Consider the following 12479-nt stretch of genomic DNA (forward strand, 5'->3'; position numbering starts at 1 on the left):
ATCGTCCCGGAAAATCGACACTATATTAATCAAAAGACCGGAGGAAACATGTCACACAGCCTGCGCGCCCGAATTGATGCCAAAACCTATGCCGATCCGTCGGAAATTCTCGACGCATTGATCGCGAACGCTGACCTGAGCGAAACCGACCGAGCCGCGATCTGCGAGGCTGCAGCACAAATGGTGCGTGATATCCGCTCGAGCACCTCGCCGGGTATGATGGAAGTATTCCTTGCCGAATACGGCCTTTCCACCGACGAAGGCATTGCGCTGATGTGTCTGGCCGAAGCGCTGCTGCGCGTACCGGACGCTGACACGATCGACGCACTGATCGAAGACAAGATTGCGCCCTCGGATTGGGGAAAACACCTAGGTCAGTCTTCTTCGTCGCTGGTCAATGCGTCCACTTGGGCGCTGATGCTGACAGGCAAGGTGCTGGATGAAGACAAGACCTCTCCTGTCGGTGTCTTGCGCGGTGCGATCAAACGTCTGGGCGAACCCGTGATCCGCACGGCTGTTGGGCGCGCGATGAAGGAAATGGGCCGCCAGTTTGTACTGGGCGAGACAATCCAATCCGCCATGGAACGCGCCAGCGGGATGGAGGCAAAGGGCTATACCTATTCCTACGACATGTTGGGCGAAGCCGCGCGAACCGAGGCCGATGCCGCCCGCTATCACCTGTCATACTCACGTGCGATTGCCGCAATCGCCGAGGCTTGTATTCACGACGATATCCGGGCCAATCCGGGGATTTCCGTCAAGCTGTCGGCGCTGCATCCACGCTATGAACTGGCGCAAGAAGCAGAAGTCATGGAAGAATTGGTCCCTCGATTGCGGGCCCTGGCCCTTTTGGCCAAGGCAGCGGGCATGGGCCTGAATGTGGACGCCGAAGAAGCGGACCGCCTTTCCCTGTCTCTGCAGGTGATCGAGGCGGTGATGGCCGAACCGGCCCTGGATGGTTGGGACGGCCTGGGTATCGTCGTTCAGGCTTATGGCCCGCGTGCCGGGATCGTGCTGGATACATTGTATGACATGGCCCAAAGCCATGACCGAAAGCTGATGGTTCGTTTGGTAAAGGGTGCCTATTGGGATACCGAGGTCAAACGCGCTCAGGTCGAAGGCATCGATGGCTTTCCCGTGTTCACCCGCAAAGCGGCCACGGATATTTCCTACATCTCGAATGCGCGCAAGCTGCTGGGTATGACTGATCGAATCTACCCGCAATTTGCCACCCACAACGCCCATACGGTCAGCGCAATCCTTCACATGGCCGATGGCCAGCCGTTCGAGTTCCAGCGCCTGCATGGGATGGGTGAAACCCTGCACCAGATCGTCAAGGACCAAAGCAGCACAAGGTGCCGGATTTATGCCCCGGTCGGGGCGCATCGCGATCTGCTGGCCTATCTGGTGCGGCGTTTGTTGGAGAACGGTGCGAACTCGTCATTTGTAAACCAAATCGTGGACGAGAACGTTCCGCCGGAAGAGGTCGCCGCTGATCCATTCCTGACCATTGCAGATCAGGTGCGCCCCCTGCCAACCGGGCCAAACCTGTTCCAGCCGGAACGCGTGAATTCGAAGGGCTTCGACCTTCACCACACCCCGACGTTGGACAAGATCGACGCCGCACGGGATGCATACCGGGCGCACCACTGGTACGCGCAGCCGCTGTTGTCAGGTGATGCAAATCCGGACCAGGACCAACCGGTCACCAACCCCGCCTATCCGCAGGATCGACCCGGAGCCGTAGCAACTGCCAGTGCAGAGGATGTTGAGCTTGCCTTGGCATCCGCCGCACCTTGGCGGGCACAACCCGCGGAACGGTCGCGAATCCTGAATGCTGCAGCCGATCTGTACGAGGCTCATTTCGGCGAACTATTCGCCTTGCTGGCGCGCGAGGCAGGTAAGTCCGTGCCTGATGCCGTTGCCGAACTGCGTGAGGCAGTGGATTTTCTCCGCTACTACGCCGCGAACATTCCCGATGCGGAACCGGCAGGCATTTTCACCTGCATCAGCCCGTGGAACTTCCCCCTGGCGATCTTCACGGGCCAGATTTCAGCGGCCTTGGCCACGGGCAATGCGGTCCTTGCCAAGCCCGCGCCGCAAACGCCGCTGATCGCGCATCGGGCCGTACAATTGCTGCACGAGGCCGGTGTCCCACGCGACGCACTACAACTACTGCCGGGTGGCCCCTCTGTTGGGGCCGCACTGACCTCAGACCCACGTGTGTCCGGCGTAGCGTTTACAGGATCGACCGCAACCGCGTTGAAGATCCGCACAGCCATGGCAGACAATCTGCGCCCCGGTACGCCTCTGATCGCCGAGACCGGCGGGTTGAACGCAATGATAGTGGACAGCACCGCCCTGCCCGAGCAAGCCGTTCAGTCCATCATCGAAAGTGCGTTTCAATCGGCCGGGCAGAGGTGTTCGGCTTTGCGATGCCTCTATGTTCAGGAGGACATCGCCGACGATTTACTGACAATGCTGACCGGCGCAATGGAGGTCCTCCAGGTTGGTGATCCGTGGCTAATCTCAACCGATTGCGGACCGGTCATTGACGAGGCAGCGCGCCAAGGCATCGCAGATCACGTCGCCAGTGCCCGGGCCGAAGGTCGTGTTCTGAAAGAAATGCCCGTCCCATCGGAGGGCACGTTCATCGCACCAACACTTATCGAGATACCCGGCATTTCCGCGCTGAAGCGTGAGATCTTCGGACCAGTCCTTCACGTTTCGCGCTTCAAAGCATCCGAGATTGATCAGGTCATAGCCGACATCAACGCAACCGGATACGGGCTGACATTCGGCTTGCACACGCGCATTGACGACCGGGTGCAGCACATCACCGAGGCGGTGCATGCCGGCAATATCTACGTAAACCGCAACCAGATCGGCGCCATCGTGGGGTCTCAGCCATTTGGCGGTGAAGGGCTTTCGGGCACAGGACCCAAGGCCGGTGGACCGAACTACGTGGCGCGGTTCTGCGCCCCAGATCGGCAGCTGATCGACGATCAATGGGATAGCGTGATGAGCGAGCTTCCTAGTGTTCAGGGTAAGCCCGCGCCGGTGCAAACCCAATCCCTGCCCGGCCCGACAGGCGAATCCAATCGGCTAAGCGAATTCGCACGTGCTCCATTGCTGTGTCTGGGCCCCGGTGCCGAGGCCGCGCGCGCGCAGGCCGACGCCGTTCAGGCGCTAGGGGGAACGGCCATTCCGGCGACCGGTTCGCTAGACTTGCACCGGTTGGAAAACGTGACCGGGATTTCGGGCGTTCTTTGGTGGGGCGATGACAATACGGCGCGCGAGATTGAGCGTCATCTTGCCCACCGGGATGGTCCGATCCTGCCCTTGATCCCAGGCCTTCCGGACCGCGCGCGGGTCCTGGCCGAGCGCCACCTATGCATCGATACAACAGCTGCAGGTGGTAATGCCGCATTGCTTGGGGGTGCGGCGTAAGCATGCCTTGACGCTGGGCTGGGAAAAGCCCAGCGTCGCCTCATGTTTCCAATCCGCGACCATAACCCTTCGGGGCGAACGCCATATGTCGTCTATCTGCTGATGGCGGCCAATATCCTGATATTTTTGAGTTATGTGGGCATCATGAACGATGCCCGGTTGATCAATCAACTGTACTACGACTATGCGATTATCCCGGCGCGGATCACTGACGGGTTTGCGTTTGAGACGCTGGTGACGTCGATGTTCCTGCATGGCGGGTGGATGCATCTGGCGGGAAACATGCTGTTCCTTTGGATTTTCGGCGACAACCTTGAAGATGAAATGGGCCACCTGCCCTTTCTTCTGTTCTATGTTGCCGCCGGAATCGGAGCAGGGCTGATCCATGTCGTCACGGCACCGCAATCGGTCGTGCCAACCATTGGAGCATCAGGTGCGATTGCAGGCATCATGGGCGGTTACCTGCTGCTGTTTCCCAAGGCCCGTGTGGATATCCTGCTGATCCTCATCGTGTATTTCCGTATATTCACAATACCTGCTTTTGTCATGCTGGGGGTCTGGTTGGCCATGCAGTTCTTTGGCAGTCTGGCCAGCAACCCGGACGAAGGTGGGGTGGCCTATTGGGCGCATACGGGTGGGTTTTTCGTCGGGCTGATCTTGTGCATCCCACTATGGCTGCGGCGCGGCGGCACCGGTTTCTGGAGCCGCACCCACGGCCATCCACCGCATGCTGAACACAAATACAAGCTAACTCATTCTCGCATACCGCGCGTACCGCGCAGGTAACGGGACTTCAGGGCTTTGGTATTTGGCCGCCACTAAGACGTGTGATTTCCCGTGCAGCGGCAAGAACCAATTCACCCAAGGCGTGCGCACGATCCGCGCCAAACCGAGCGGTAGGGCCCGAAACCGAGATTCCTGCGCATGGTTCCCCACGATCATTGAAAATCGCCGAGCCGATACAGGACATGCCCTCGTATCTTTCTTCTCGGTCGTGCGACCAACCGCGCGCACGCGTTTCTACAAGATCCTGCTGTAAACTACTACCCGGTATCAGCGTACTCTTAGTGAACTCTATTGGATCAATCGCCCCAAGCGTTTTGGCCAACCCCGTTTCATTCATCGCAGCAAGGATCGCCTTGCCGGTGCCTGACGCATACATCGGCGTTCGCGCCCCGGGCGGGAAGAAGGCGCGGATCGGGTTGGGGGTTTCGACCTGCCCGACAAAGACCACCTCGGACCCATCCGGCACCGCCAGGTTAGCAGTCTCTCCGCTGTCTTGCATAAGGCGCCTAAGGATTGGGCGCCCAATCTCAAGCACACTGTTGCGGCGCAGGAACGAGGCGCCGGTCCGGTATGCCTCGATCCCAATCATCCATTCCTGACGCTCGTCATCAAAGGCAACGAACCCGTGTTTCTGCAAGGTCACCAGAATGCGGTGCGTCGTGGCCGTCGGCACGTCGATCTCACGCGCCAGATCGCTGAGCGCTGCCCGCTCCAACCGGGCTACCGCTGTCAGAACGCCGAGCGCCCGATCCAGTGACTGCATTGTCCCGGCCGAGCTTTCCTTGAACAGGGATTTGGGCCTGCCGCGCGGTCTTTTCTGGCTCTCCATCACTACAGCCTCCCATTCAAAGCCCAAAGATTTTTGAACCGTCCATTTTGCGGTACAAAAAATGAAAAACGAAAAACTGCATAAATACAGCTATTTAAGTATTTTATCCCAAAAATGAAAACATTTTTCAAGAAAATTGCACGCCGCGAGGTTTTCCCTGACACTTACTTTCAAAGCGGAGGAACTACAGATGTCCAACCAAAACCCGGTTTTCATACCCGGCCCAACAAACATTCCAGACCGGTTGCGTCTTGCCATGCAGGTTCAAACGCAAGATCACCGCGCGCCGGATTTTGTCGAAACCTTTGCACCTGTTCTTGAAGACACGAAGAAAGTGTTTGGCACCACGACCGGCCGGATTGTGACCTTCCCGGCCAGCGGCACCGGTGGGTGGGAAGCGGCCGTTACCAACACACTCAGCCCCGGCGACAAGGTTCTGGTTGCGCGCTATGGCGTGTTCAGCCATCGCTGGATCGACCTGTGCGAACGGCACGGGCTGGACGTTCAGATCATCGAATGCCCATGGGGCACCGGCGCACCCGCTGATCAGTTTCAGGCCGCTTTGGCCGATGATACCGCGCATGAAATTCGCGCCGTTCTGGTCACGCACAACGAAACGGCCACTGGGGTGCGTTCGGACATCGCCGCGGTTCGCCAAGCGATGGATGCAGAAAACCATCCTGCGATGCTGTTTGTCGATTGCGTCAGCTCTCTGGCCTCGATGCCGTTCGAGTTTGACACCTGGGGCGTCGATATCGCCGTTTCAGGCTCGCAGAAAGGGTTCATGCTGGCCACCGGTATGGCGATCCTGTGCGTCAGCTCCAAGGCACTTGAGGCAACGAAAAGCGCCAAGCTGCCGCGCACCTTCTTCGACTTCGACGATATGATGGCCGCCAACGCGTCCGGCGGGTTTCCCTACACCCCGCCGCTGCAACTGATCTACGGCATGCGCGAAAGCCTTAAGATGCTGTTCGAAGAAGGGCTTGAGAACGTGTATGCCCGGCATTTCCGATTGGCCGAAGGTGTGCGCCGCGCCGTTGACGCGTGGGGGCTGAAACTTGTCGCACAATCGCCTGACCTGTACTCTGACACTGTCAGCGCGATTTATGTGCCTGCGGGGTTTGATAGCAATGCTCTGACCGACCACGCGTTCAATGCCTATGGTGTATCTTTCGGTATCGGTCTGGGTCAGTTGAACGGTCAGGCGTTCCGCATCGGCCATCTAGGCAGTTTGACGGATGTGATGGTTCTGTCCGGGCTTAGCACAATCGAGATGGCGATGGCCGATCTGAACTATCCGATCACTTTGGGCAGCGGGGTCGCGGTGGCGCAGGAATACTATCGCACCGGACCATCTGACCGCGCCCAAGCTGCAGCCTGAGGAGGATTGCAATGCTGGATCACATCCCCGCAGCCGATTTGACGATCGACGATATGCGCGCTGCGCACGAACGAATCAAACCCCATATCCGGCGCACTCCGGTTTTGGGATCCGACTTCCTGAACGACCTGACCGGCGCGCAACTGTTCTTCAAATGCGAGAACTTTCAGGAGGCTGGCGCGTTCAAGGTACGCGGTGCGAGCAACGCCGTGTTTGGCCTGAGTGATGATATGGCGACCAAGGGCGTCTGCACACACTCTAGTGGCAACCACGCTTTGTCCCTGTCTTATGCCGCCGGACGGCGCGGCATCCCCTGCAACGTGGTGATGCCGCGCACCGCGCCGCAAGCCAAGAAGGACGCCGTGCGCCGCTATGGCGGCACGATCACTGAGTGCGAGCCATCGACCTCGTCACGTGAGGCGACCTTTGCCGAGGTACAGGCCAGAACGGGTGGCGAGTTTGTGCATCCCTACAACGATCCGCGCGTCATTGCCGGTCAGGCGACATGCTCGGCCGAACTGTTGGAGCAGACGGATGGGCTGGATGCCGTCATTGCCCCGATAGGCGGCGGCGGCATGGTCTCGGGCACCTGCCTGACGGTTTCGAACCTGTCCCCATCCACGGCGATCTATGCGGCGGAACCAGAGCAGGCAGATGATGCGTATAGGTCCTTCAAAGCGGGCCACATTATCGCAGATGATGCGCCGAAAACTATCGCCGACGGATTACTGGTGCCGCTGAAAGAGAACACGTGGCATTTCGTTTCCAGAAACGTGACCGACATTTTCACTGCCTCTGACGACGAGATCATCGAAGCGATGAAGCTGACGTGGAAATACCTGCGCGTTGTGATGGAGCCATCATCGGCCGTGCCCCTCGCGACGATACTCAAGAACCCGGACGTATTCCGCGGCAAGCGCGTTGGCGTGATCATCACCGGCGGCAACGTGGATCTGGACAAACTGCCCTGGCTAAAATGGTAAGGAAGAACGATATGAACAAACCTGTGAACATCAAAGAGCTTGAAGTCGGGTTCGACATCCCCGCTGCTATCGGCATGGATGAAAGCGAAATCCAGACCCCCTGCCTGATCCTGGACCTCGATGCGCTGGAGCGGAACATCAAGAAAATGGGCGATTATGCTAAGGCCCATGGCATGCGCCACCGCGTGCACGGTAAGATGCACAAGTCCGTCGATGTGGCCAAGTTGCAAGAACATCTCGGCGGTGCGGTTGGCGTTTGCTGCCAAAAGGTATCCGAAGCCGAAGTTTTCGCGCGAGGTGGCATCAAGGATGTCCTCGTGTCGAACCAGGTTCGCGATCCGGCCAAGATCGACCGGTTGGCGCAACTGCCGAAACTTGGCGCGCGCACCATCGTCTGCGTGGATGACATCGACAATGTCGCTGACTTGTCCAAGGCCGCTGTCGATCACGGCACGGAACTTGAAGTCTTTGTCGAAATTGACTGCGGTGCAGGTCGGTGCGGCGTGACCACGACCCAAGCCGTTGTCGATATTGCAAAGGCAGTCAACGCAGCGCCCAACCTGAAATTTACCGGCATTCAGGCCTATCAGGGCGCAATGCAGCACCTCGACACTTATGAGGCACGCAAAGAGAAGCTGGATACAGCCATCGCCATGGTCAAAGACGCGGTTGATGGTTTGAAAGCCGAAGGCATCGACTGCGAACTGGTTTCGGGCGGTGGAACGGGATCATACTATTTCGAGAGCAATTCGGGCGTTTACAACGAATTGCAGTGCGGATCCTACGCCTTCATGGACGCCGATTATGGCCGCATTCTGGACGAGAACGGCAAGCGGATCGATCAGGGCGAATGGGAGAACGCGCTGTTCATTCTGACCAGTGTGATGAGCCACGCCAAGGCAGACAAGGCTATCTGCGACGCTGGTCTCAAGGCGCAATCGGTCGATAGTGGCCTGCCCTTCATCTTTGGGCGCGACGACGTGGAATACCTCAAGTGCTCGGACGAGCACGGCGTTATTGGCGACCCCGACGGTGTTCTGAAGGTGAACGACAAGCTTCGACTGGTGCCCGGCCACTGTGATCCCACCTGCAACGTCCACGATTGGTATGTCGGCGTTCGCGACGGTAAGGTTGAAGCTCTGTGGCCCGTTTCGGCCCGCGGGAAGGCTTATTGATGAGGGACGCTATGACCACGCAAGATGGCCTGCTGATTGTGGGCGAAGACCTGTGCGAACAGCTGGTGGGCCGCCAACAAGCCTTTGATGCGGTTCAATCCGTGTTCGGCGCGATGGCCAGTGGCGGGGCTTGGAACTTTCCGGTTGTTCGCGAAGCGTTGGGTTATGCCGATGCTCTGTATGGATTCAAATCCGGTTTCGACCGGGATGGGCAAGTACTGGGTGTGAAGTCAGGCGGCTATTGGCCGGGCAACGCCGAACAAGGTCTGACCAATCACCAATCCACGGTATTCCTGTTCGATCCCGATACCGGGCGGTTGTCTGCACTGGTGGGCGGCAACTATCTGACGGCGGTGCGGACAGCTGCGTCTTCGGCGGTTTCCATCGCACACCTTGCCCGGAAGGATGCCAAGGTGCTGGGTATGGTTGGCGCCGGACATCAGTCGGCATTTCAGTTGCGCGCGGCCGTTGAACAACGCGACTTTGAAAAGGTCGTCGCCTGGAATCCACACCCCGACATGCTGCCCCGTCTGGCGGCAATTGCCGAGGAAATCGGGCTGGAATTTGAGGCCGTCAGTCAGCAGGAACTGGGGGCTCAGGCGGATGTCATCATCACGATCACTTCGGCATTCGAGCCGCTGCTGATGAAAGACTGGATCAAGCCCGGCACACATCTGGCTTGCATGGGCACAGACACGAAAGGCAAGATGGAGGTCGATCCCGCTCTGGTTGCTTCGGCGACTGTCTTCACCGACGAGGTCGCCCAATCTGTGACAATTGGGGAGGCGCAGCACGCCATGGAAAGTGGCGCTTTGACCGAAACACAGATCAATCCGATTGGTGCAGTCATCAACGGCGATCACCCCGGGCGGACCAGTGCTGACGAGGTCACCCTGTTCGATGGAACCGGTGTGGGTCTGCAGGACCTTGCGGTCGCATCCGTCGCCGCGCAGTTGGCCGATAAAGCCGGGTTAGCCCAGCGCGCAGCCCTTTGAAACGAAAAAGCGCGCCTCAATCGGGGCGCGCTTGCTTACCAGACTTGCGGTGCAATCAGCCTCGGATCACCTTGGAGAACTGGTCAAAGATCGGTTCGTTCGAACAGATCACCTCACCATCCTCCAGCACATTGCCTTCAGGGTTAAGCGCCTGAACCAAACCGCCTGCTTCCTTGACGATAATGATCCCGGCGGCCATATCCCATGCGTTCAGGCGGCGTTCCCAGAACCCTTCGTAGCGGCCAGCCGCCACATAGGCCATGTCCAATGCGGCTGCACCCCAGCGGCGCACACCGGCACAGGCTGGCATTAGGCGCGCCAGATCCTGCAAAGTCGCAGGCAGGTCCGAACGGCCACCAAAAGGCAGACCAGTTGAGAAGATCGACTCGATCATGCGGTGGCGCCCTGAAACACGGATACGGGTATCATTCATCCACGCACCCTCGCCTTTTTCGGCAAAAAACATCTCGTCCTTGGCAGCGTCATAGATCACACCGGCGACGATCTTGCCCTTGTGTTCCAGCGCGATCGAGATTGCCCAGTGCGGCAGGCCGTGCAGGAAATTCGTGGTGCCATCCAGCGGATCGACGATCCAGCGGCGGGTCGGATCTTCGCCCTCAATCACACCACCCTCTTCGGCCAGCCAGCCATAGGTCGGGCGCGCGCCCAGCAGTTCTTCTTTCAGGATCGCCTCGGCGGCGATATCGGCCTTGGAGACAAAGTCACCGGCGCCTTTCATCGACACCTGCAGGTTTTCGACTTCACGAAAATCCTTGACCAAAGAACGCCCCGCCCTTCGCGCGGCTTTGATCATGATGTTGAGGTTTGCACTGCCAACCATTGTCCAAAGGCTCCTGTCCGGTCAAACCGCGCGTATACTGATGCAATGCGCCCTTGCCAAGAGGAATGATGCGCATAGCGGACCCGCGTTTTGCGCCTATTGCTGTTGCAGCTTGCGCGCCTCGGTTCCGGCCAGTTGAATCAGCTCTTGCACAAACGGTTTTTCAAGGTCCTCGGTGCGCACGGCGGCGTAGAGCCTGCGGGTGATGCCATCCTTGGTTAGCGGTCGTGTTACATAGTCGGAATTGTACTTCACCTCGCGCACAACCCAATCGGGCAGAACAGAAATGCCGCGGTTCGACGCGACCAACAATAAGATCACCGCAGTCAGTTCAACCTGCCGGATCGCCGCCGGTTCGACCCGAGCGGGGATAAGCAACTGGCTGAACACGTCCAACCGGGTGCGTTCTACCGGGTACGTGATCAGGGTCTGCCCACGAAAATCCTCTGCCTCGATGAACCCTTTTTGTGCCAGCGGGTGGGATGAGGCGGCGACAAAGACGGCGTCATAGTCAAACAGCTCAATGAACTCGATGCCCGGCAGATCTTCTGGATCGGACGAAACGACCAGATCGACCTCTTCTTTCTGCAACGCGGGCAATGCGCCGAATGCCAAACCCGGGCGGATATCGACATCCACATCGCTCCACGACTTCCGGAAGGATTCAAGCACCGGGAACAGCCATTCGAAACAGGCGTGGCATTCGATTGCGATATGCATGCGTCCAGTCCGTCCATCCCGAAGCGACGAGAATTCCTGTTGTGTGGCCTCGACTTGCGGCAAAATCTGTTCGGCCAAACGCAGCAGGCGCAAACCCGCAGCCGACAGCTTCATCGGCTTCGAACGGCGCAGGAACAGTTCCACCCCCGCTTGATCCTCAAGGCCCTTTATCTGGTGGCTCAGAGCCGATTGGGTGATATTCAATTGATCCGCCGCACGGGCCAACCCACCGCATTCGTGGATCGCTTTGATCGTGCGCAGGTGGCGGAATTCGATGTGCATTGCAGTGATACTCATGTTGTTCTTGAATAATATGAGTTTGTCTCACATTGCTTGAACTGGCACAAGGTCCCTGCACCAACCAAATGAGGCCGTGATGACCAAGCCAGAAATTTCATTCGAGTTCTTTCCGCCCAAGACGCTCGAAGCCTCGTTTCGTCTTTGGGACACTGTCCAGACACTGGCTCCGCTAGATCCACGCTTTGTCTCGGTCACATATGGTGCGGGCGGCACAACGCGGGAACTCACCCGTGATGCGGTGGCGACCCTTCACAAGTCCTCGGGCCTGCCGGTTGCCGCGCATTTGACATGCGTGGATGCCTCGCGCCAAGAAACGCTGGAAATCGCAGATACTTTCGCACGTGCAGGCGTGCAGGACATCGTAGCCCTGCGCGGTGATCCGCCCAGCGGTCAGGACCGGTTTGAGCCGCATCCCGATGGCTTTGCAAACTCAGTCGAACTGATTTCCGCGCTGGCAGAGACCGAGATGTTCAGCATTCGCGTCGGAGCCTACCCTGACATTCACCCCGAAGCACGCAATGCTCGCACTGATATCGACTGGCTCAAGGCCAAGCTGGATGCAGGTGCGGACGAGGCCCTGACCCAGTTCTTTTTTGAGGCCGAGACGTTTTTCCGGTTCCGTGACGCCTGCGAAAAAGCAGGTATCGACAAGCCCATCGTTCCCGGCATTCTGCCGATCGAGAATTGGAAAGGTGCCCGGAACTTTGCCAAACGCTGCGGTACGCGCATTCCCCATTGGGTCGAGCAAGCCTTTGAAAAGGCCGTGCGTGACGATCGTGAGGATTTGCTGGCCACCGCGCTCTGTACAGAGCTGTGCTCGGACCTGATCGAAGGTGGCGTGGACAAGCTGCATTTCTACACGCTGAACCGGCCTGAATTGACGCGTGACGTGTGCTTTGCCCTTGGCATCACGCCCAAGGCTGAACTGCAGAACGTCGCGTGAAAAAACTCGCAAAACAACAGTAACCCTTTGCCACAAGATGCGCTGAGAACAATTGCCTCTTCCTGCTGCAATTGTT

At 58.5% G+C, this 12479-nt stretch carries 10 protein-coding genes; 7 read left to right on the plus strand and 3 right to left on the minus strand.

The features are described 5' to 3' along the window. Nucleotides 1–48: 48 nt before the first annotated feature. Entirely contained in the window at nucleotides 49–3450 is a 3402-nt protein-coding gene (gene putA / locus GOW16_RS01745) for a bifunctional proline dehydrogenase/L-glutamate gamma-semialdehyde dehydrogenase PutA (RefSeq protein WP_170409641.1), read from the plus strand. A gap of 42 nt (nucleotides 3451–3492) precedes the next feature. Then, nucleotides 3493–4236, plus strand: coding sequence for a rhomboid family intramembrane serine protease (locus GOW16_RS01750; RefSeq protein ID WP_170409643.1), 744 nt, complete (start codon nucleotides 3493–3495; stop codon nucleotides 4234–4236). 7 nt (nucleotides 4237–4243) lie between these two features. On the opposite strand, the gene GOW16_RS01755 is transcribed toward GOW16_RS01750, so the two are convergent. Next, on the minus strand, nucleotides 4244–5065 hold the full coding sequence (locus tag GOW16_RS01755) for an IclR family transcriptional regulator (RefSeq protein WP_170409645.1): 822 nt from the start codon (nucleotides 5063–5065) through the stop codon (nucleotides 4244–4246). Between the two features lie 190 nt (nucleotides 5066–5255). Here GOW16_RS01755 and bhcA point away from each other — a divergent pair, with 190 nt between their 5' ends. Genes bhcA through bhcD form a run of 4 tightly spaced genes read left to right on the plus strand, consistent with a single transcriptional unit; the run spans nucleotide 5256 to nucleotide 9599 of the window. Beyond that, the gene (gene bhcA / locus GOW16_RS01760) at nucleotides 5256–6446 is read left to right on the plus strand and encodes an L-aspartate--glyoxylate aminotransferase BhcA (protein ID WP_170409647.1); all 1191 of its coding nucleotides are present in this window, start codon (nucleotides 5256–5258) and stop codon (nucleotides 6444–6446) included. Nucleotides 6447–6457: 11 nt separating this feature from the next. Beyond that, on the plus strand, nucleotides 6458–7429 hold the full coding sequence (bhcB, locus tag GOW16_RS01765; RefSeq protein WP_170409649.1) for a beta-hydroxyaspartate dehydratase BhcB: 972 nt from the start codon (nucleotides 6458–6460) through the stop codon (nucleotides 7427–7429). Between the two features lie 11 nt (nucleotides 7430–7440). Then, nucleotides 7441–8604 (plus strand): 3-hydroxy-D-aspartate aldolase BhcC, encoded by a 1164-nt coding sequence (bhcC, locus tag GOW16_RS01770; RefSeq protein ID WP_170409651.1) that lies wholly within the window; start codon nucleotides 7441–7443, stop codon nucleotides 8602–8604. 11 nt (nucleotides 8605–8615) lie between these two features. Next, nucleotides 8616–9599, plus strand: a complete 984-nt coding sequence (gene bhcD / locus GOW16_RS01775; protein ID WP_217354463.1) for an iminosuccinate reductase BhcD — start codon at nucleotides 8616–8618, stop codon at nucleotides 9597–9599. A gap of 55 nt (nucleotides 9600–9654) precedes the next feature. On the opposite strand, the gene GOW16_RS01780 is transcribed toward bhcD, so the two are convergent. After that, nucleotides 9655–10440, minus strand: a complete 786-nt coding sequence (locus tag GOW16_RS01780) for an inositol monophosphatase family protein (RefSeq protein WP_170409655.1) — start codon at nucleotides 10438–10440, stop codon at nucleotides 9655–9657. A gap of 96 nt (nucleotides 10441–10536) precedes the next feature. Next, nucleotides 10537–11442: a LysR family transcriptional regulator gene (locus tag GOW16_RS01785; protein WP_170410523.1), complete on the minus strand. Its 906-nt coding sequence runs from the start codon at nucleotides 11440–11442 to the stop codon at nucleotides 10537–10539. Between the two features lie 94 nt (nucleotides 11443–11536). Here GOW16_RS01785 and metF point away from each other — a divergent pair, with 94 nt between their 5' ends. Next, nucleotides 11537–12403, plus strand: coding sequence for a methylenetetrahydrofolate reductase [NAD(P)H] (gene metF, locus GOW16_RS01790; protein ID WP_170409657.1), 867 nt, complete (start codon nucleotides 11537–11539; stop codon nucleotides 12401–12403). Nucleotides 12404–12479: the final 76 nt, after the last annotated feature.

The organism is Ruegeria atlantica, from assembly GCF_013033965.1.
In the GTDB taxonomy this organism is placed as follows: Bacteria; Pseudomonadota; Alphaproteobacteria; order Rhodobacterales; family Rhodobacteraceae; genus Ruegeria; species Ruegeria atlantica_D.

Excerpts from the sequence above, each read along its gene's own strand:
- bhcD (WP_217354463.1), top strand. The coding sequence starts at position 8,616 with ATGACCACGCAAGATGGCCTGCTGATTGTGGGCGAAGACCTGTGCGAA.
- bhcC (WP_170409651.1), top strand. The coding sequence starts at position 7,441 with ATGAACAAACCTGTGAACATCAAAGAGCTTGAAGTCGGGTTCGACATC.
- bhcB (WP_170409649.1), top strand. The coding sequence starts at position 6,458 with ATGCTGGATCACATCCCCGCAGCCGATTTGACGATCGACGATATGCGC.
- metF (WP_170409657.1), top strand. The coding sequence starts at position 11,537 with ATGACCAAGCCAGAAATTTCATTCGAGTTCTTTCCGCCCAAGACGCTC.
- GOW16_RS01785 (WP_170410523.1), bottom strand. The coding sequence starts at position 11,442 with ATGCACATCGAATTCCGCCACCTGCGCACGATCAAAGCGATCCACGAA.
- GOW16_RS01755 (WP_170409645.1), bottom strand. The coding sequence starts at position 5,065 with ATGGAGAGCCAGAAAAGACCGCGCGGCAGGCCCAAATCCCTGTTCAAG.
- putA (WP_170409641.1), top strand. The coding sequence starts at position 49 with ATGTCACACAGCCTGCGCGCCCGAATTGATGCCAAAACCTATGCCGAT.
- GOW16_RS01750 (WP_170409643.1), top strand. The coding sequence starts at position 3,493 with ATGTTTCCAATCCGCGACCATAACCCTTCGGGGCGAACGCCATATGTC.
- bhcA (WP_170409647.1), top strand. The coding sequence starts at position 5,256 with ATGTCCAACCAAAACCCGGTTTTCATACCCGGCCCAACAAACATTCCA.
- GOW16_RS01780 (WP_170409655.1), bottom strand. The coding sequence starts at position 10,440 with ATGGTTGGCAGTGCAAACCTCAACATCATGATCAAAGCCGCGCGAAGG.